Genomic DNA, 19545 nt, shown 5'->3' with positions numbered 1-19545 from the left:
ACCCAGCCGCGTCATTATTCAGCCCGCCGCGTCAGCCAGGGAACAACCTAGCCCGCCGCGTTAGCAAGGGACAGAAATATTTTATTCATGGATTCGTGTAGAAGTCACAGAGCAGCACTCAGATGATTTCGGTTTGCCTACCACTCACGGACGTATCACAAAACACGATTCAATTCGGGGATTTCGGTGGTGACTCAACCGACTAATGCCATCGTCTGCCGCAATGTGGTTAAGGAATTTGGCTCCGGCGGCGCTAAAGTGCGGGCTTTGCGCGGAGTGGACTTGGATGTTCCTTTTGGCGAATTGGTGCTGCTGGTCGGAGAAAGCGGTTGCGGCAAGACCACGCTGTTATCCATTATCGCCAGCATTCTGGATCCCACGTCGGGTGAGGTGCAAGTCCTGGGGACCGATATCACGCGGCTGTGGGGGGGGCGAAAAGTCCGGTTTCGCGGCAAGAATATCGGCTTTGTCTTTCAGCAGTACAATCTGCTCCCCTCGCTGACCGCGTGCGAGAATGTGGCCATACCGCTGATCATTTTGGGCTATCGCCGCGGCGTGGCCCTGCGCCGCGCGCGGGAAATTCTGGCGATGGTCGGCCTGGAAAATCGCCAGCATGCCTTGCCAAATGAACTGTCCGGTGGACAGCAACAACGCGTGGCGATCTCGCGGGCCTTGGTGCATGATCCGGCGATCATCATTTGCGACGAACCGACCGCCGCCCTCGATGCCGAAAATGGCCGCCTGGTCATTCAATTACTCAGACAAGTCGCCGTCCAACCCAACCGCGCGGTCGTGGTGGTCACCCACGATAATCGCATCTTTGAATTTGGGGACCGCATCGCCCATATGGAAGATGGGCGGGTCGATTCGGTCACCGTGCAAAAGGTGGAGGTGTAGGTTCCGTCCACCGGCCGGGACTTTACAAAGCCGCCGATGATATCGGCGGAACGGGAGACGAGGGACGGGAGACGAGAGACGGGAGACGAGAGACGGGAGACGAGAGACGGGAGACGGGAGACGAGAGACGGGGTGGCGTTCTCCACTATCCACTATCCACTATCCACTACCCTACGGATTATCAAACACCTGTAGATTTTCCGTGCGGGTTTGGCCCTGGGGTTGTTCCTGGCTGACAAATCTGGCCGTAAATTGGCCGGTTCCCACCTTGGCCGCTTGATAGCCGATCGTGACCAGCACGCTCTGCCCCGCGGGCAATTCCGGCAACGGATCGAACCGTACCACATTCCCCTCAATGCTCATCCGCACCTTGGACGTGATGTCGGTTTCTTGAAACGTTACCAAATCGGGTAGGGAGACCAGCAGTTGCACATTTTTGTCGGCGACGCTGCCGCTGTTGCTTAGAACAATGGAGATTTTTTGCCGGGTGCCCAATTGGATTTGCGGCGGATTATCCCGCGTGAGGGCCAAGTCCGTCCGGCTCCCCGCCGTAGCTGACGCCGCCCGCGGGGGCGTGATCGCCAGTAATTTTTGGTCCGCCAGCGGCACACCCCCCGCGGTAACCGTCACATCGATCCGGGCCTGTTGATTGGGGGCTGTTTGTCGCACCGCCCGCAAGACAAAATCCAGTGGCTTATTCAGGGATTCCTTGGGCTGTAGGTTTTTAAAGACATAATTAAAGGTGCGATTGACCGGATCGCGCTGAAAACCATATCGCTCTTCCTGGTAACGTGTCTGAGTGAGCTGGAACTGTTCATCAATGCGCAAAACCACGCGAAGTTCCGGGATGGCCACATCGCCGGTATTGGCGATTTCCACGCTGAATGTCTGTTCTTCGCCGACCGCCATTTCGCGGACGGGACTATTGAGCGCGATCCGTAATCCGGTATTTTCGGGCGTCTGGCCAGATTGAGGATTGGGATTGGCCAGATTGAGGATTGGGATTGGCCGGATTGACGTTGGGATTGGTCGGCGCGCCGGGATTTACTGGCGCGGGGGTGACCGTTCCCGTGCCCGCCGCGGGCAACGCGTCAAAACACTCGCGGACCGTCGCCGGTTGACCGCTGGCGGTTTCGGCGGTGATGGACTGGCACAAACGCCCCGCCTGCGTGGGCAAGATCTCGATCGGCACCGTCACGGTTTGTCCCGCCTGGATCGCGGGAAGCGTTCGTTTGATCGTACTTAACCCCGTGCTATGCCGCCAACCGGGATCCAAGCGATTTGTTAATGCCACATTCTCTAATGCCGTCGATCCCACATTTGTAATATCCAATTGAAACCGCACGGGCGTATTAACAGGCCCCGAACGAGGCCCAACCAGCGTCAAACGAATCGGGCTGACGGCGGGGGGAACGGTGGGCGTTGTAACCGGGGGGGTGGTGGGGGGCACCGGCACCGCCGGGGTTTGCGCAGGCGGGGAAATTGCCCCCTCGGTCCATACAACCTGCGTTTGCGCGGTCCCCACGGTCAGTGGCTCCACCGCGCCGGGGGTCGCCTCGGCGGGACGAATGAGTTCCACGGTCAAGACGTTTGTGGCGGCGGCGGGAGTGACCTGCGTCAGTTCAACACTCGCTTGGCCTTGCGCGTTCGTCGTAACCTCGGCGGATTGGGCGCCCGCGGCGGATAGATTGACCGGCGGACCACCCCCTACCGTAAACCGCACCCGCCAGTTGGGCACCGGTTGGCCGGTCGATTGGCGAAAAACCGTCGCGGTCACCACCGCCGGCCCGCCGACAGCGGCGGTCTGCGTGGGCGATAACACCCAGCGGGCATCCACCCAATAGATGGCGGCGGTTTGGCGATTGGTCAGGGTGCCGGTGATTTCTGGGGCATACGCGGTGACAAAGCTGACCCCTTCCACGGGAGAAGTCAACGTAAGCCAGGCTTGTCCGGGCAGAATTGACACGTCATCGGTCGTGATAGCGGTCCCCCGATTAAGCACACGGGCCACGGCGGCTGTTTCGCTTACCGCGTAGTTGTTATCCAGTTTACGGGGATTTGCCCCGCCAAACAGTTGCACCACATACGGTTTATCGCTACTAGCCACAGATAAGAACGTCCCGACGCTATTGGGACTGAGCAGCCACTCCACCCGCTGGTAGGGGGCCTGGGGACGGCCTGTTTGATGCACTGCGCTGACCAAGAGAACTTCGTTGCCCACCGGAGCCACAAGCCTTCCCGGGACGAGGGTGACGCCCGGTTGGGCCACGGCGGTTACCAGCGTGGGGGCGGGGAGGTTGGCCGTGGGAGCCCCGGTTACCGCCGGCGTTCCCGTCGCGACAGGCGCGCGGGAAGGCATAGCGCACCCCGCCAACCATAGCAGGCAGGCCGTGCCGATCCACCAGCGATAAAAAGAGGCAAGAGGGGACATGCGAGCCGGCTTCCGGCCAACTCCCAAAGTTTACGGTCCAGCCCACGCGCAAGGAGCGCGCGGCGCGCAGTATTTCCAACGCTATCGAAACGTAGCATGAATTTTGGCAACATGGGGAGAATTTACGACGCGCATGATGCAAAAAGTAAGCGCCCGGGGGGACTTTGCCGGTTGTAAGGATGGCAAGGCCCGGTATGTCTTCATTAAAAGATAAGATTGCCGCCACAACGGCGCGCGGCTTATTCTTTGCCCACGCACCACAGAGCTTGCTTGCCCCGCAGATAGATCCGCCCCTCACTGACCGCTGGCGAGGCAATAAACTGGTCGTCAAGCTGGTTTTCCACCAGTTTTTCATAGCGCGTTCCCGCCGCCAGAACCGTGGTCAAACCGGATTGATTGACAAAGTAAACTCGCCCATCGGCCGCAAGCGGACTGGCCTTATACTGGCCGGGTAGGCGTTCCTGCCATTTGGGCTGGCCGGTTTGACTATCAAAAGCCCGCACAATGCCATCGTCCGTCACATAAAACAGCAGGTTTTCCCACACCACGGGAGAAGCGCTATCGGGGGTCCCCTTGTCGTGGCGCCAGGCGGTCATTTTGCCTTTGTTTTGTTCACCGGCAAGGGGCTTATCGGCGGCTGGCAGTTTAAACGTCAACATGGGGCCTTTCATCCCGATAGTGGTCGTCACATATTGTCCAAAGGCATCGCCATGCAAGGTCGGCCCAGTCACGGTCCGTCCGCCGGTCAATCCGGGAATGGCCCAAAGCTGCCTCCCGGTGCGGGGATCGTAGGCGTCGAGCTGGTTTCCTCCCATAAGGAGTAATTCCACGCGGTCGCCTATCTGGCGTAACAACGGCGTGGTGTAGGAGTCGCATTCTTCGGCGGTGGCCTGGGTGGCGCGGGGCGTGTGCCAGCGAACATCCCCCGTGCGCACATCATGCGCGACGAGATAACTGGCGGCCGGGGGAGCGCCCGTTCCGACCAGGTTGTCCTGCATGCAGACACTAATGACCATGTCTTCAAAAATCACCGGACTGTTGGCGTGGCCCCACCAGATGGTATAAGGTCCGTGATCGGCCTGCAGGTTGCGATGCCACAATTGATTGCCGTCAAAGTCATACGCCGCCAGGTCGCCATTGCCAAAGTGCGTGACCACCACCTGGCCGTTCGTTACGGGAGAAGGGCTAGCCAGATTGTGCAATTCATGGAATTTTTGGGATTGGCGTTCCGTGTCGGATTTTTTTTGCAGGGGAGCGCGGGCCACATCTCCCTGACCGACGGTTTTTGACCAGACGATTTGCCCCGTCACTTTGTCCAGTTTGTGCAGCAATAAATCCCGCTCATGCTGGGAAGTGACAAACAACCATTTATCCCAGATGGCGGGAGTGCTGGTCCCCCAGCCGGGAATTTCGGTTTTCCAGGCCACGCCCCGGGCGGAGTTCCACACCAGCGGCAGATTTTGTTCGGTGCTGACGCTATTGCCCCGCGGGCCGCGCCACGTGGGCCAGTTATCGGCCTGTATCAACTCAGGTAAAAACAGCAATAAAACCAGTCCGCCGAGGAGAGCGCGTGGCATGGGAGTATGGAAATTTAGTGAGGCTAGATATTTACAAAGGGTACGTAGCGCAATGCTGACATTTCAAATTTCAACGAGCCGGAATCAAGATCTCAGGCCGTGATTGCCTGTCACGGTGTTTCTGATTTTGGCTTGGGCAGGTCCACCGTGGAAAGCCAATTCAAAAACGCTTCCGGCGTTTTTTGCTCTTGGGCGGGTTTCGCCGGTTGGCCTGTCAGGGGATTACCGCGAAACTCGTGATCCTTTGCGCCGTCGGATTGGTCCAAAAAGCCCAGCCATTCTTGCAGTTCCGGTAGGGTAACCGTATTTTTTTGCTGCAAGACCTTGATCAGTCCCGCCAGATATAAACGCAATTCGGCGACTTCATGCTGCAAGACTTTTATTTCATCGCTGGCGGGAGAACTGCTCAGGCTGTCGCGCAGCACTTCAAAATCGCATTTTAGCCGTTCAAATTCGTGAAATTCGTAGGACATGGCGGATGTTAACTGGAAGAAATTGGAAAACTCAAGACTCGGCCCGCAAGGATTATCCCTCCTCAAATCCCGACCTAGTTACTCGTCGAGAATCATGATTTCAATCTTGCGAAAGTCGATCGGGTGGCTTTCCGATTGCAGGCTGATCGTCCCCTCGCTGAGCATTTTTGGCTGACCGGCCTTGAGCAAGGCTTGCGCCGATCCATCTCGATCATCCAACTGCGGCTCGGTGTACTCGATCACGGTTTCACCGTTGATAAGATGCTTGATCAGCTTATTGCCGTGGACTTCGACTTCGGCGGTGACCCATTGGTCCCCATGATAAGTTTTGGACTTGGCGTTGACACAGTGCGGCAAAAAGAGCTTGCCGTTTAAAACCACATTTGTTCCCGGCGTACACAGGTTTCCCGTGGTGCGGTCGTTTTTGCCGTCTCCCCCCAGCAGTTGGGCCTCTAATGAAGCGGGAAAATCCTGATCGAGCGTCATCGTGGCGGGGTCCTGCCCATGCAGCATGATGCCGCTGTTGCGAATCGCCCAGCCGGGACCGCCGGGGCATTGATCCCCCACAAAGCGGTACTCCACCCGAAAGCGATAGTGGGAAAATTTGTCCTTGTAAAACAGATGGCCAAATTTTTCATTGTACTGGTCGTACTTGTCGTACCGCACCTGCAACAGGCCATCCGCCACGCGAAAGGTGTCTCCCCAGTTCTCGCCCAGCTTTTCCCCCCGGATCTTGGGGGTCCAGCCGGTCAGGTCCTGGCCGTTAAACAGCGAATGCCATTCCCCTTTTTTAAGTTCGGCGGAGGGAGAGGTGGCCTGTGGTTCCGCGGCAATCAAACCAAGCGCCTGACCGAGCAGCGCGCCACAAAAAAACAGACGGCCCAACCGCACCAGCAGGGGAAGCATCAAACGCATGGGCATAAACAAGATTCCTGAAAGGCAATAATATTGGGCCAACCTGGACGCTGGCCCATTTTAACGCCTAAAGCAGGAAAACGGAAATTCCCCGCCGAAAAATCAGGGGGAATTTTTGAGAAGGGATGGGGATAGACCCCCGGCGGTGAAAAACTCGGGGAGCAGGAGTTACCAGCGGACCTCGGCCCCCAGCATGCCGCCAAAGATGCGCATATTGGTCAGGCCCTGGCCATCCAGGCCCCCTTCGAACGCCTGGGAGATATCATCAATCCAAATGTACTGATACCCGCCGCGAATAGCGAATTGCGGATAAATCCGCCAGGTACCAATCAGGCTGACCTCCCCCATGCCGACTTCTTGTTGTAGTTCATTGCGAAAGCGGCTGGTGATGGTGCCTGTCGTGACCACAACCTGTTCGGTATGCGAGTCATTGTGAAACAGCCCGATTTTTCCCATTGCCTCTAATTCCAATCGATCTTGCCAATTGAACAAAAGAGCTTTGGCCCCAACCTGGGCACCGATAAGGTAATTATAAGATTCCCACTGAAACACGATGGGCGCGCCCGCGACCGCGGTGCGAAAGCCCAATTCTTCGCCAAATTCCATGTATCGCGCTCCCACCAACCATGTTAGCCAGTCATTGGCGTGGCGCAAAAGATTTAGTTCTCCATTGTGAAATTGTGCGTCAAAGAGAAGGGGCGCGGTCACGCCATTCCAGGTCACCAGGGCTTGCTCGTGCCAGGCCCGCGTGCCAAAGTAAATCCCTTCGACATCGTAACCGTTAGGACCATAGGTCACCAGGCGAAAGCGCGGCACCAATTCCTCGTCCAGGCGATCCACGCTGGCCAGCGTCGCTCCAAAGATTGTGGGAAAATTCTCGGGGATGGTTGTGCGGTTACGCTCTAGCACGATGCCCCCTGCCTCTACGCTAAATGGCAGGCAATGGGGTGGCGGCTTGGGACAAAAATCCGGGTCGGCGCATTGGCAGTTGGCGGGCATCCACACCGTATCGACCCGGGGGGGGGCCAATTGGTGCGCTGCCTCCGCTTCATTAAGCCAGTTTGTCGCCCGCGCGCTATTAGCGGCCGTATTTAGGGCAAAGGCCTGCTGTTGATTTTCTAAACTAGTGCCACTTAGCACCGATGTTCCAGGAAGCGGAGGGGTCTGCCCTTCCGTCGTTGACAAATTCCCGTTCGTGGCGGAGGAAGAGGAATTGGCGGATCCCGCGGGACCACTGGTGATTTCTGGAAATTTGGTATCCGGTACGGGCCGCAGCCCCGGCGGCGTTAGTTGATTGGGATTAATAGATGGTTGCACCAAATGCACAGGATAACTGACCGGTCCCGCATGCCCGGGGCCGAGCACTTCGCCGGCCCCTCCTGGCGGGGGAGAATGGCACAGCACAACCGCTAAACCCACACAGAGGGCCATGCGGCGCCACAGTGAACAATTGATGACACATCCGGGAAAAATCACGGGCATAGCTGGGCCTTTCCTATCCTACAAGCAATAGTCCTCGGCAAGCACCAGAGCGGTGTCTTTGCAGTCATTTCCCTAGTCGTAGACGGGCGGCTAAGGTATGGACCGCTATTTCATTCATCGGAAGGAAAAATCCAAAAATCCGCTACTACCGGCGCAATCGGCAAGTTTTTTCAGAATTACCTATACGTAATAATTAGTAAAAACTTGGATAACTGGTCCCAAAGTGCCTGAAAAACGCTGTAAAACCCGACTTTTTACGGGTGCGCGTTTTATTTGCTAGCATCCGAGTCCTCGTTGCGACAACGCAGCCACAAGCGCGGGATTGATCTTGCGGGGAGACGCTTTTCACGACACAATTTGCCGCCAAAGTTACCGCAAACTGCAAATCTTGCGCAACTTTTCCAAATTAAAAATCAGAGGCCCCGCCGGGATGTCGGGGTACAAGCGGAGACGTGACTTAGCGCGGGTTTTCGCGTCCAGGGAGGGACCATGAGATTTTGGCCGTTGCTGCTATTATTTGCCACGGTTGCCGCCGCGGGTGAAGAACTGGTGCTGTACGATTTTCGGTCGGACCGCTGCCGCCCTTGCCGCGAAATGGACCCCATCGTGCGGGATCTTCAGTCGCAGGGCTATCCTATCCAAGTGATTAATGTGGACCAGCAGCCCGACTTGGCGCGGGGACGGCGGGTTGGTCCAATCCCCTGTTTTATTATGACCGTCAACGGGCAAGAGGTTGCCCGCCAAGTTGGTCGCGCGACAACCGCGGAATTAACCGCGTTGTATCAACAAGGGGTAGCGCTGCAAACACGTCAACAACAGGCCCGACGGCTTTTAGTTCAACAAGAGCACCCACCAGCCGCATCTCCCCCACCAGTCCAGTCCTCCGCCGATGTGCAATTACAATTCACCCAACCCGCCTTAGGGAGTGAAAACATCGCGCCGCGGCTGACCGTGCTGACGTCACTTTCCGGGGGGCCACAGGGCGATCCCTGGCAAGAATGGCGGCCACGACTGATGTCGGCCAGCGTTCGCCTGACCCTGCATGATGCCAAAGGACGCGCGTACGGGTCCGGCACCGTGGTCGACTGTCGCGAAGGAGAAGCCCTGGTTCTGACCTGTGGGCATGTCTTTCGAGAATGGACCCCTGAATCCCGTGTGTTAGTTGACTTTTTCGGTCCCGGCGCCGAACAACAAGTCCCCGCCAAGTTGCTGCTGTATAACTTGAAAAGCGATGTGGGGATATTAACAGTCCCGGTGGCGCAGTCGGTGACCGTGGCCAAAGTCGCCGCCAGCAAGGATGCGATTCGCGCGGGGGACGCTGTCTTGGCCACCGGCTGCGAACATGGCGAGGATGTCGCCGCATTTCCCACGGAATTGCGCTCGATCGATAAATACCTGGGTCCGCACAATTTACAAGTGGCGGGACAACCGGCGCAAGGGCGCAGCGGCGGGGGACTGTTTAATCTGCGGGGAGAACTTATTGGCGTCTGCAATGCCGCCGACAAGGAAGACAATGAAGGCCTGTACGCGGGCGTGGCGGCCGTGCATCAATTGCTGGATCGTGCCAGATTGGGCTTTGTTTATCGTCCGGATGTTCCGGCCCCGGCCCCGCACCAGCAATTGGACCGTCTGGCTTTGCAAACGCCCCCCGCCATGCCGGCGGCGATGCCGCTGGCGGATCGGGAAGCCCGCTTTGCTAGTAATGCCGCGATCCCCACCAATTGGCAGCCAACCGACGACGAGTTGCCAAATAGCGCCGCGATTGCGCAAAATCCCCTATTTCCTGCTGATTTCCCCGCGCGCCCCCTTGATCCCGCGACAGTGCGGAGTGTCCCCCTGGCTGAAAATCAGCTTCCAACGGGCTCTGAGGCACCCGGCGCGGCGGAGGTGATTGTGATCGTGCGCCCCCATGATTCGCTAGAGGCACAGGGCCAGGTGATCGTGCTGCCGCACGCTTCGCGCGAATTTCTGGCTCGCTTGGCGGCGGAAAAACAGTCCCCCGGCGGACTCTCAACCCCGCCGCAAAATTTGGCAAACGCCGGAGGCTTTGCGGCAAACAGCGCGGGGCGGAACATGCTTCCTTCCGCTGGTGGGATTAACCGCCAGGCTTCCCCTCCGGCCAGCATGAGTTGGCCGCAACAACGTTGAATCGATGTGTGTCAAGCGGCTAATCCAATAGCCCCCATCCTCGCCAGGGTGCTGGGCTATTCACTCCAGCTCAGTTGCTCCAGCCGTTCCCGCAGCATCGTCAGATAATTGGGTTTCTTGGCCGGAGCCGGGGAAGACTGCCCGGCCGGACCTTTTTCTTCGGCGACGCTATCTTGCCGGGTGATGCGGGCTGGCGCATCCAGCCACTTGAGCGAACTCACCCGCGCGACGGATTCACGCAACCGATTTGTAAAGCGGGGATCTAAAATCTGAAAGCCCCCCCGCAACGCGCTTTGCGCGGGTAGACTGATCGTGGCCGTGGGCGTGGTCCGGGTGTAGACCTCGGCCGAGGGGGATATCCCTCCCATTTGCCCGGGGCGATCCTGCTCCGCCTGCCAGAGGCGTACAATCTGGTCGGCGCGCATCGGGCTGTGTCCGTCATGAGCCATGACCATTTCTCCCCGGGCTAGTTGAATGCCGTGGTGCAGGGCGCTGGCGGAACTTCCCGCCGTGGCCACGCGAATTTGCGGATAAACCGCGGCAAAGTCCGCTGCTATTTCCCGTGTTTGATCCCGGGAACCTTCGTCAATCACCAAAATCTCAAAGTCCCGCAGGACATCGGGCAAAAATTCCAAAATTTGCTCTAAATCGCGGGCCAGGGTGGCTTGGGCATTGTGAACCGGCAAAATCAGACTCAGGGAACGCGACACAGAACACCTGCTGGCAAATAAACGGGGAGGAGGCGCGATTCGGCGATTCGCCTAATCCATCGGCAATTGCTAGCAAATGAATACACTGCGCAAAAAAGATTACCACAGGCAGCGACTCTAGCGGTTATGGCAATTGATCCCATGGCGCTATCTGAAGGGATTCGGCCCAATAGGCGTCGCATGGCGAAATATGCCAAAAGCATGAAAAACACGGCACATCCACGGAATTCTGGTGTTTTCACGTTAAAAAGAGACCTCCAGACGGCCCGAATCTCCTAAGCCAGGACTTTTTTGGCCATATGGCGTTCCTTTCCCCTGTGGATAGGGCGCCGCCTCCCGGCGTCACCACCGAAGCGCGCTTTTCCCGTCCGGCGGAATACGTTACACTGCCGCCGCGATGAAAATCCTCACCCGCTATATCCTGAGCGAGTTCTTGCAAACGCTAGCGGTTAGTCTGCTGGCGATGACCCTCTTTATGATCGTGGTGGGTCTGCTACGCGAGGCCCAATTGCAGGGACTGGGTTTGAAACAAATCTTGCTCTTGGTGCCGTACATCCTGCCCGAGGCGCTGCGCTTTGCCGTCCCGGCAACGGTCCTCTTTGCCGCGTGCGTGGTGTATGGTCGTCTGGCGGCCAGTAACGAGGTTATCGCCGTCAAGGCCGCGGGTATCACGCCCTGGGTGTTCTTTGCCCCGGCGCTCATGTGCGCGGTGCTGTTGAGCTTTTGGACGGTCTGGCTGAATGATCTGGCGGTATCCTGGGGACGGGAAGGAATTCGGCGGGTGGTCATGGAATCGGTTGAGGAAATCGCCTATGCCAAACTCACCCAACAGCGCTCGTTCACCACCAAAGGCTTTTCGATCAATGTGCAACGGGTGGAGGGAAAACGCCTGATCAACCCCACGCTGACATTCCAGGCCAATTTGGATAGCCCGGCCTACACGCTGAACGCCACCGAAGCGGAGATCCGCGCCAATCCGGCGGAAAACACGCTGACACTGATTTGCCGGGATTCGGATTATGAATTTGGCTCGACCAAAGGGCGAATCCCCGGCCTGATTGAACGGGTGGTCCCCTTGGACGAATCGACCCGCAAGGGGGGCGGGGGAGGCAGCCCCAGCGATCTGCCAATGTCCAAAATTCCCGCCGAAATCGAATTACAACAGACAAAGGTCGCCGAGACCGAATCACAACTGGCCGCCGTCGCCAGCCTGGCCCTGGTCACGGGTGATTTTGGCAGTTTGGCCGAATCCGCCTGGCAACCCAAACGCCAGCAACTGGCCGAGGCCCGCGGCAAGATCGCCCGCCTGCAAATGGAATCGCAACGCCGCTGGGCCAATGGTTTTAGCTGCCTCTGCTTTGTCGCGGTGGGAGCGCCGCTGTCGGTCATGTTTCGCCGGGCGGATTTTATCACTAATTTTTTTATCTGCTTTCTGCCTGTGATCGTGGTCTATTATCCCCTGCTGATCGTGGCGGTGGATTCGGCCAAATCGGGCAGCATCCCCAGTGTCGCGGTCTGGCTGGGAAACGGCATCTTGCTAGCCATCGGTTGGTGGCTGTATAAACGAGTACGGCGATACTGAGGGGAGTTTGGAGAAGTGGAATTTAGAGTCTCCCGCCACTCGCGACCCACGTCCCGCCCCCTGCATTCCGCGTTCCGCCGCCAGCCATGACCATCACACTTAAATTATTTGCTGCGGCGCGGGAATTAGCTGGGAATGACACGTTCCAGTTGGAGATACCAGCGGAGAGCACGGTGGCGGACTTTGCTGTTTGGCTGTCCCATCAAATGCCGCAACTGGCCAAGCCTTTGCCCCATTGTCGCTGGAGCGTCAATCAGGCCTATGCCTTGCCGGATCAGATCATCCCCCCACGGGCCGAAGTCGCCCTGATCCCGCCGGTCAGCGGGGGGTAGTTTATCTATTTTGTTAAGAAAAAATATTCGGAGTTTTCCTGCTCACCCTTGGGCCAGCAGGTCAACCTTGGTTTGCTCGTGCACGCATCCCCTGGGATTTATCTGTCATTTCTGGTTATATTCACAAAGAGAATTTCTTTTGCGGGACATCCTCCCGCCTTGGCACAATCCCTGTTGCTGGCATGAATTTGGAATCGCAACTTGACGATCTGCTCGACCGCTGGGAATCTGCCCGCGAAAGCGGCGATACCCTTTCGGCCGAGGAATTGTGCGCTGGCACGCCGGAATTGCTGCCGCAGCTTCGCGAGCGGATCGCCGTTCTGGTCAAAATGGACCGCCGCCTGCGCGACCATCATTCCACCGAACTCCACCCCTCGTCGCAAAAAACGATCAAACCCCTCCAGGATCGCGAACATATCCCCAACGAGCGGGCCTCCGTCCAGACCGATTTTGGCGGACTAAAATTTCACGCGCAAGGGGGCTTGGGCCTGGTTTTTTCGGGGACGGATTTGCGGCTGCACCGGCAGGTGGCGCTTAAGTTTATGCATCAGCATTTGGCGCAAAACAGCTACGCCCGCGAGCGATTTTTACTGGAGGCCGAGATCACCGGCCGGCTGGACCATCCGGGGATCGTGCCGGTACATGGCGTGGGCCTGTCCGAAGGGGGACGTCCGTTTTATGCAATGCGGTTTATTCGGGGCGAGACCCTGGACGCCGCCATTTTGCGCTTTCATAACCTGCAGCGGCCGGGGGAAAAGTCCCGCCACACCGGGCTAGAGTTTCGCTCGCTCCTTGGCAGATTTATTTCCATCTGCAACACCCTAGCCTACGCGCATAACTGCGGCATCGTCCACCGCGATATCAAGCCCGAGAATATCTTGCTGGGCAAATACGCCGAGACCCTGGTGGTGGACTGGGGATTGGCGATGTCCGTGGACCGGGACGAGACCGCCCGCCAAAGCGGCGAACAAACCTTGCTTCCTAGCTCGGGCAGCCAACTGGGGGCCAGTTCGGGGGGGCCGGCGGGGACTCCGGCCTACATGGCCCCCGAACAAGCCCGCGACTGCGACCATGTCGACCGCCGGGCCGATATTTACAGCCTGGGCGTGCTACTTTACAAAATGCTGTGCGGCAAAGTTCCCTTTACCGGGGCCAACGCCATTGCCGTTTTAGAAAAAGTGCAACGGGGAGATTATCCCCCGGCCCGCTCGGTGGCGGCGGATGTGCCGCCGGGGTTAGAGGCGATTTGCCATAAAGCGATGTCATTTGACCCGGCCGCCCGGTACGAAACCGCGCTGCAAATGGCCGAGGATCTGGAACATTGGCTGGCGGATGAGCCGGTCAGCGTCTACCGCGAGGCCTGGTCCGTGCGGGTCATGCGCTGGCTGCGCAAGCACCGATTTGCCGCGATTACACTGGGGGCGGCGCTCGCCGGTTTGGCGATATTAGCCTCGGTGTCGGCGATCAGCCTGGGGACGCTGGCCCAGTCTGAAAGTGAGCTACGCGCCAAGGCCGATACCGCGCGGCGGGCGGGGTTAAAGACGTCCGCCCTGCTGGCGGCGGAAACCGTCGGACGCGAAATTGACCGCCGCTGGGAACTGCTGGAACGGGAAGCCAGCAAGCCCAAGATTATCGAACTGCTGCGCAAAAAGCCAAATCCCAACCAACCCGCCGATAAGGAAACCGTGGCCGAACTGCAAGGGTGGCTAAGATCATTAGCCAGTGAATTTACCGACAAGCAACTCAAATTTGAAACCCTGTTCCTGGTCAGCGCCACGGGCACGCAACTCGCCCGGCAGCCCCTGGGTAATGGCAAAACCATCGGCAAAAACTTTGAGCATCGGGATTATTTTCATGGCAAGGGGCGCGACTTTGCCGAAATGCGCGCCTCGACGGCGGCGCTTCGCCCTATTGAGACTCCCCATCATAGCGCGGCCTACCTGGGAAGCGATGGCAAGCTGAAAATCGCCCTCTCCGTCCCCGTTTGGAGCGATAACCCCGGCACGCCCGATCGCCAGGTCCTGGCCGTGCTGGGCGTGTCACTTGAGCTAAACGAATTTGGAGGATTGTTGGCCAGCAAATTACCCGGGCAATCCGTGGTGCTGGCCGATATGCGGTACGATTATTTGGACGGCGCACCACGGCGGGGGCTGGTGCTGGATCATTCCGCGGGGGACAAGCCCGACCGTCAACCGGGGGATTTGCCCCGTTTGGCGGCGGATATGATTGGGCAATTGCTGCGGGCGGGTTCGGCCAAGGTATGGCAAGAACAGCAAAAAGCCCGCGGCGCGGAGATACCCAACGACACCGGGGGATCAGCGACCACTAGCCCAGGCAAAGGTCCGCAAACCGTCAACCAGCTTTTTGAGAATTATCGCGATCCGATTTTTGACACGCGGGCCGGCCAGCGCTTGGCGGCCTTTAGCGAGGTGCTCATTAGCGGCAGGGGGCAAGACGCCGAAGAGCAAAATAAAGGGGCGCTCGACACCGGGTGGATTGTGATTGTCCAGGAACAAGCGGCCGGCGAAAATGCGAATGAAGAAAAATAGTTTCCCGAGGCTGGATGAATCCCCGCCGCTCCACCTATCACAAAAGTGTACCCAGGATAATTCGCTGTGGTCCCGCCCGTGGGTCATGATCCAACGTGTGGCCAACTAATAGGGGATGTGCCGGTATTGTTTCTTCCTAAGGGAGACGAACGGTGTCAGGTGGAATTCTACCGCAACGCGATTACGGAATACAGCCCTGGTTTGCCGCGCGGTAATATGATTGCGGATTGGGGCGGAAATCAATGATAGGTTGCTTCTTGCCACCACGTGACCAAGGAACTAGTTCCTTGGGTATCCGGTGAAACAGTTGGGCTACCCGCTACGGCCTCTCCGCCATTTGTCGCCCGGGTTGGACGCTATTTGACCGCTTTGATTTCGAGAAGAGCTTCGGCGAACGCCTTGCCGATGGGGGCCAGGATCTTGGCGGCTCCCAGGTAGTGGTAGCCACCGTTGGAGACGCCTTTTAGACGTTGCCACTCTTCCGGCGAGAAATTCTCAGCCATGAGCTTCATCTTGTTCTCCCACGATTCCGCATTCGGATCCTGCTTTATCTGCTCGGCGACCTTTGCGTCAACTTTCGGCCAGGATTGCTCCATCCGCACCTGCAGTGCTTCCAACTCGTCGTCCCAAAACGGAGCTGTCTCGACCGCCACGACATTCCCCTGGAACTCCTCGATCGCGGCCACCTTCCGCTGGGCGTCGCGGAATTGCTTCATCTCCCCCTCCTTCTTATCGCCCTTCAGACCGTCGATCCCCATCACGCCGATCACGAACGGCAACTTTGGGGCCGACAGGTCTTTTCGCACATCGCGGATGAAGTGGCCGAGCAGGTCGGCATACAAGTCGTACCCGCCCGCCTTGTTTTGATTGGGGTAAACCCCGCCGTCAACGAGGTCGTTGAACCCTTGGAACCAAATGAATCCGGCCAACTCGTACCCCTGCGTCTCGTCATAGTCGGGCACGACGCGTTTGATGTCCTGGAGCACCTTCCGCACGTGGGCGATCATCTCGCGGTAGTATACGCCGGTGGCGGCGGCTTTTTCAGCCCAAAACTTGGGCCGCTCCTCGGCTTTCGGAATGCCGTGGGCACCCATGGGATTCATGTCCCAAAGTTCCTGAGTTTCCTTTGCCAGGACAAAAGGTCCCCCGCTGGGCGGGCGGAAGTCGGTATGCAAACTTCGCCCTCCCCAGGAGGTCTTGATGATCAAGATCGGCTCATCCAGCAACTTCTCCATGGTAATGCCGAACGTGAACTCCGGTCCGATCTTGTCCTCCGGCGCGCCATACCCGGCTGTCAGCTTTCCCATTCTTTCCGTCAAGTCGGTGTAGGCGTCCCCCTGGCAGCCGACCGACGAAATCCACACTTTCTCGCACACCTTTGGCTTACCCTCCTTGTCGCGCATCTCCATAAGCAGGGGGGCGGTCCGCGGGTCGTCGGCCATTGAATCGAACGTCGAAACGCTGGCATGTCCCTGCATATTCGATTGCCCGGCCAGGATGAACACCTTGAGCGGTTTACGGGCAGCGGGCTTTTCGCCCCGTGGAGGCGTTGCCGCGGTTTCCTTGCCGGTCATCACCAGACTACGTTTGGGAATCGTGAAGATGAACGCCGTCACGGACGAGGCGATCATGCGGGAGTCGGAGCCGTAGTAAGAGTTGTCACGGTTCGGCTGATAGTGGAACGTGCCGTCGGCGCACTGGGCCATGGTGAACCACCAGCGGTTTGCGTCCATGAGCTTGCGAAAGCTGTCGGCATCGACGCTCGCGGCGAGCGCCGCGTAGGCCATGCCCATCATGGGCGAGCCGTGGGTGTCGGGAAAGCTTTGCGGGTGCGCGCCGATCACTTTGGCGTGTGACAACGCTCGTTCCTGATAGGCGCCGTCCTCGTACGGGCTGAGGAAGTTGGCGATGCCGGCAGCGCCGGTTCGACCCATGTCGGCCCAGTTGTTCGGGCCGCCCCCTTGCTTATCGCCGTACCAGACGTAGCCGTTTTTTCCGGTTCCCCTTTGGAGGAAATCGTAAGCGGCGTCGTGATTCTGGCGATCGATCGTGATCCCGCAGCGGTGCATCAAAGAGTACGCCATCGCCCCCTGTCCGGTCAGCATGGCGATAGGGCCGTATCCCTCAAAGCCGGGATTATGCCCCCAGCCGCCGTGTGCGTCTTTTGGCCCCTTGGGATAATCATCGGGATGGGATTGCTTCGCCTTGGGATTGATCTGGGACATGCGAAGGTATTGGCTCTTTGCCATGAGATCGTGGACTTTTTGCAACTCCGGCAGGACCCATTTTTCGCCCGTCGCCAGGTAGTATTCGCTGAGCACGATCGCCGCGCTCATGTAGCTCCAATTGATCAGCGATAGGTCTTCCGCCCGGGTCACGCCGCAGTGGTACTTTACATTTCGCTGGACGGCGGGCAGGTACTTTGCTTCACCACTGGCCAGCAAGGCCAGCGGCGCGAACGTGTCGTTCACGGGGTCGCCGAAAGAACCGTTCTTGCGCTGATGATCCGCGAGGTATTGGAGCAACTCGGCGAGAAGCAGGTCCGATTTTTTACACTTGTCGGGAAAGGTCGGAGCGTAGGTTCCGTACTTGCGCCCGACCTCGAGTTCGACTTCGACGACGTCCATGCCACGCCTAAGTGTGAGCGGGAGCTTCCCCTCGTGATCCGCGCTCTGGCACTCTTCAAGAACCTGGGCGAGTTCCGAGATCGGCCCATGGGCCCCGAACACTTCCTCGCCGTACCCGTTACGGTGCTGCTCCTGAAACATTTTACCCCCCGCGCCGATGACAAGGTCGCCCACCTGGACGTGGCCGTCCGCCGGGGACCGGGGAAAGACGTACTTGATCAGTAGGGCTTTTGGTTCAGCGGCCACCAATTGAGCCCGCAGCCCGGTGATGCCAAGATTATAGAACCAGCCGGGCACTTTCGCGTCCGGTCCCGATTCCGCCCGCTGGTTCCAGGGGCTGTCCTGGCCGTAGTCAACTTGCGCCGGCAACGTGGACGGCAGGCAAACAACCAACAGGCTAAACAGCTGCAGCAGACGAATTCGCGCGGTCATCGTTTGATCCTCATCAAGGGTTGTCGTTGGTCGCCGAACACGGGTTCCATCCTGGGCGAAGATTCACCGTGTTGCTAATTCACAGGGGTGTTCGCGGCACTCCTCTCCCTGGGGCACAGGGCTGGGGTAAAGGTATTTTACCGCAACGCGATTACGGAATACAGTCCTGGGTTGCCGCGCGGCGATATGGTAGCTGCTTGGGGCGGAAATCAATTAAAGCTTGCTTCTTGCCGCTCCGCGGCCAAGGAACAAGTTCCTTGGGTATCCGGTGAATGAGCTGGGCTACATGCTGCGTCTTTTTGTTCGCCTACTATTCAGGCGTTGCCAAGTGTCGCCAATACATTCCGGGGTTATTCAACACGTTTTTGGTAATCTGAAAATGTGATGTCTCTTCCAGATTGATTCGACTTAATGTCCCACCATCAAAGGAGATTATCGCAGCTCCTGGGTACGTGAGCAAGATTGGGGAATGTGTCGCAGCGATGAACTGCGAGTTCCCAGTCGATACAAGTCGATGCATTAAAGCGAGTAGAGTCAACTGGCGTTGGGGAGACAGCGCAGATTCAGGTTCGTCCATTAAGAACAGACCGCTGTCGAAGCGATTATCCATGATCGACAAAAATGCTTCTCCGTGGGACATCTTGTGCAGGGATCGTCCGCCATAGCGGGTGTACGGATTGGCTCGTCCACCGCCGTACGATAAAAAGTGGGGATCATCTTTGCGATGTTCCAGCAGCGAAGCCAGGTGGCCCTGGGTTTCTGCCCTGAAAAAATAGCGTTCCTTGGGTTGACGGGCAAATGCGACACGGATGGAACTAGCGAGCAAGCTCTCTTCGTGAAACGCATGATTCGCACCCAATTCATTCGTTCCACCTCCCGCGATGGGAAGATTTGCAACGACTGCTAGCGCTTCGAGTAATGTTGATTTTCCAGACCCATTTTCACCCACAAAGAATGTCACGGGAGCATCAATAGTAAGATTCAAGCCATGGAGAAATGGGAGATTGCCCGGAAACGAAGTCGGGTCCAGCGGATGCTCGTCCTTAAGTCTGGCGGACGCGATGTAGGGAGCATTCATGAAATATGTAAACGGACTTACGGGTGGCGAACAATTACACTAATCGCAAGTAATCATAGCGCGATTTTTCCCCAATTTACCAAGGGATTCCGCAACTCCGTTAAAGTAGGAGTTCATTGGTTTTGCCCATTTTTCCAGGGTTGTTCGCTGCGCTCCAACCCGTGGGCTTTGTTCCCCAGTATTACCATTGAACAGGTCGCGTTGCGGTACTCCCTCTCCCTCTGGGAGAGGGTCGGGGTGAGGGAATCTACCGCAAAGCGGTTGCGTCAGCCGGCAATAACTCATGAATGCAGGGTACCTTCAGAAATTGCT

14 protein-coding genes are annotated in these 19545 nt (G+C 57.9%); 5 read left to right on the top strand and 9 right to left on the bottom strand.

Annotation, left to right across the window (positions count from 1 at the left end; genetic code table 11):
* Positions 1 to 189: 189 nt before the first annotated feature.
* Complete coding sequence (locus tag SFX18_12130; GenBank protein MDX1963896.1) at positions 190 to 897, top strand: ABC transporter ATP-binding protein; 708 nt, start codon at positions 190 to 192, stop codon at positions 895 to 897.
* 171 nt (positions 898 to 1068) lie between these two features.
* Here the strand turns inward: SFX18_12130 and SFX18_12125 are convergent, their stop codons facing one another.
* From SFX18_12125 to SFX18_12100, 6 genes are all read right to left on the bottom strand, one after another.
* Positions 1069 to 1806, bottom strand: coding sequence for a hypothetical protein (locus SFX18_12125; GenBank protein MDX1963895.1), 738 nt, complete (start codon positions 1804 to 1806; stop codon positions 1069 to 1071).
* 13 nt (positions 1807 to 1819) lie between these two features.
* Positions 1820 to 3328 carry a hypothetical protein gene (locus SFX18_12120; protein MDX1963894.1) on the bottom strand — a complete coding sequence of 503 codons (1509 nt, stop codon included), beginning with the start codon at positions 3326 to 3328 and terminating at the stop codon, positions 1820 to 1822.
* A gap of 239 nt (positions 3329 to 3567) precedes the next feature.
* The gene (locus SFX18_12115; GenBank protein ID MDX1963893.1) at positions 3568 to 4905 is read right to left on the bottom strand and encodes a PQQ-binding-like beta-propeller repeat protein; all 1338 of its coding nucleotides are present in this window, start codon (positions 4903 to 4905) and stop codon (positions 3568 to 3570) included.
* Between the two features lie 110 nt (positions 4906 to 5015).
* On the bottom strand, positions 5016 to 5378 hold the full coding sequence (locus tag SFX18_12110) for a hypothetical protein (GenBank protein ID MDX1963892.1): 363 nt from the start codon (positions 5376 to 5378) through the stop codon (positions 5016 to 5018).
* Positions 5379 to 5456: 78 nt separating this feature from the next.
* On the bottom strand, positions 5457 to 6299 hold the full coding sequence (locus tag SFX18_12105) for a DUF1080 domain-containing protein (GenBank protein MDX1963891.1): 843 nt from the start codon (positions 6297 to 6299) through the stop codon (positions 5457 to 5459).
* 162 nt (positions 6300 to 6461) lie between these two features.
* Entirely contained in the window at positions 6462 to 7724 is a 1263-nt protein-coding gene (locus SFX18_12100) for a hypothetical protein (GenBank protein MDX1963890.1), read from the bottom strand.
* Positions 7725 to 8264: 540 nt separating this feature from the next.
* On the opposite strand from SFX18_12100, the gene SFX18_12095 reads away from it, so the two are divergent.
* Positions 8265 to 9923: a trypsin-like peptidase domain-containing protein gene (locus SFX18_12095; protein ID MDX1963889.1), complete on the top strand. Its 1659-nt coding sequence runs from the start codon at positions 8265 to 8267 to the stop codon at positions 9921 to 9923.
* A gap of 56 nt (positions 9924 to 9979) precedes the next feature.
* Here SFX18_12095 and SFX18_12090 read toward each other — a convergent pair whose 3' ends face one another.
* Complete coding sequence (locus SFX18_12090) at positions 9980 to 10633, bottom strand: glycosyltransferase family 2 protein (GenBank protein ID MDX1963888.1); 654 nt, start codon at positions 10631 to 10633, stop codon at positions 9980 to 9982.
* A gap of 397 nt (positions 10634 to 11030) precedes the next feature.
* Here SFX18_12090 and SFX18_12085 point away from each other — a divergent pair, with 397 nt between their 5' ends.
* The 3 genes from SFX18_12085 (at position 11031) to SFX18_12075 (ending at position 15096) form a co-directional block, all read left to right on the top strand.
* The gene (locus SFX18_12085) at positions 11031 to 12215 is read left to right on the top strand and encodes an LptF/LptG family permease (protein ID MDX1963887.1); all 1185 of its coding nucleotides are present in this window, start codon (positions 11031 to 11033) and stop codon (positions 12213 to 12215) included.
* A gap of 86 nt (positions 12216 to 12301) precedes the next feature.
* On the top strand, positions 12302 to 12547 hold the full coding sequence (locus SFX18_12080) for a MoaD/ThiS family protein (GenBank protein ID MDX1963886.1): 246 nt from the start codon (positions 12302 to 12304) through the stop codon (positions 12545 to 12547).
* 182 nt (positions 12548 to 12729) lie between these two features.
* Positions 12730 to 15096 (top strand): serine/threonine protein kinase, encoded by a 2367-nt coding sequence (locus SFX18_12075; protein MDX1963885.1) that lies wholly within the window; start codon positions 12730 to 12732, stop codon positions 15094 to 15096.
* 356 nt (positions 15097 to 15452) lie between these two features.
* On the opposite strand, the gene SFX18_12070 is transcribed toward SFX18_12075, so the two are convergent.
* Complete coding sequence (locus SFX18_12070) at positions 15453 to 18155, bottom strand: DUF6288 domain-containing protein (GenBank protein MDX1963884.1); 2703 nt, start codon at positions 18153 to 18155, stop codon at positions 15453 to 15455.
* A 310-nt stretch (positions 18156 to 18465) separates the two neighbouring features.
* Positions 18466 to 19233 carry an AAA family ATPase gene (locus SFX18_12065; GenBank protein MDX1963883.1) on the bottom strand — a complete coding sequence of 256 codons (768 nt, stop codon included), beginning with the start codon at positions 19231 to 19233 and terminating at the stop codon, positions 18466 to 18468.
* Positions 19234 to 19545: the final 312 nt, after the last annotated feature.

The organism is Pirellulales bacterium, from assembly GCA_033762255.1.
In the GTDB taxonomy this organism is placed as follows: domain Bacteria; phylum Planctomycetota; class Planctomycetia; order Pirellulales; family JALHPA01; genus JANRLT01.
Note: the sequence above shows the minus strand (reverse complement) of the source record. Positions and strands in the feature narration are given on the sequence as shown.

What these genes read in the sequence shown, in the direction of transcription:
- SFX18_12075 (MDX1963885.1), top strand. Translation starts at nt 12,730, where the DNA reads ATGAATTTGGAATCGCAACTTGACGATCTGCTCGACCGCTGGGAATCT.
- SFX18_12065 (MDX1963883.1), bottom strand. Translation starts at nt 19,233, where the DNA reads ATGAATGCTCCCTACATCGCGTCCGCCAGACTTAAGGACGAGCATCCG.
- SFX18_12095 (MDX1963889.1), top strand. Translation starts at nt 8,265, where the DNA reads ATGAGATTTTGGCCGTTGCTGCTATTATTTGCCACGGTTGCCGCCGCG.
- SFX18_12115 (MDX1963893.1), bottom strand. Translation starts at nt 4,905, where the DNA reads ATGCCACGCGCTCTCCTCGGCGGACTGGTTTTATTGCTGTTTTTACCT.
- SFX18_12070 (MDX1963884.1), bottom strand. Translation starts at nt 18,155, where the DNA reads ATGACCGCGCGAATTCGTCTGCTGCAGCTGTTTAGCCTGTTGGTTGTT.
- SFX18_12105 (MDX1963891.1), bottom strand. Translation starts at nt 6,299, where the DNA reads ATGCCCATGCGTTTGATGCTTCCCCTGCTGGTGCGGTTGGGCCGTCTG.
- SFX18_12085 (MDX1963887.1), top strand. Translation starts at nt 11,031, where the DNA reads ATGAAAATCCTCACCCGCTATATCCTGAGCGAGTTCTTGCAAACGCTA.
- SFX18_12125 (MDX1963895.1), bottom strand. Translation starts at nt 1,806, where the DNA reads ATGGCGGTCGGCGAAGAACAGACATTCAGCGTGGAAATCGCCAATACC.
- SFX18_12080 (MDX1963886.1), top strand. Translation starts at nt 12,302, where the DNA reads ATGACCATCACACTTAAATTATTTGCTGCGGCGCGGGAATTAGCTGGG.
- SFX18_12110 (MDX1963892.1), bottom strand. Translation starts at nt 5,378, where the DNA reads ATGTCCTACGAATTTCACGAATTTGAACGGCTAAAATGCGATTTTGAA.
- SFX18_12100 (MDX1963890.1), bottom strand. Translation starts at nt 7,724, where the DNA reads ATGGCCCTCTGTGTGGGTTTAGCGGTTGTGCTGTGCCATTCTCCCCCG.
- SFX18_12120 (MDX1963894.1), bottom strand. Translation starts at nt 3,328, where the DNA reads ATGTCCCCTCTTGCCTCTTTTTATCGCTGGTGGATCGGCACGGCCTGC.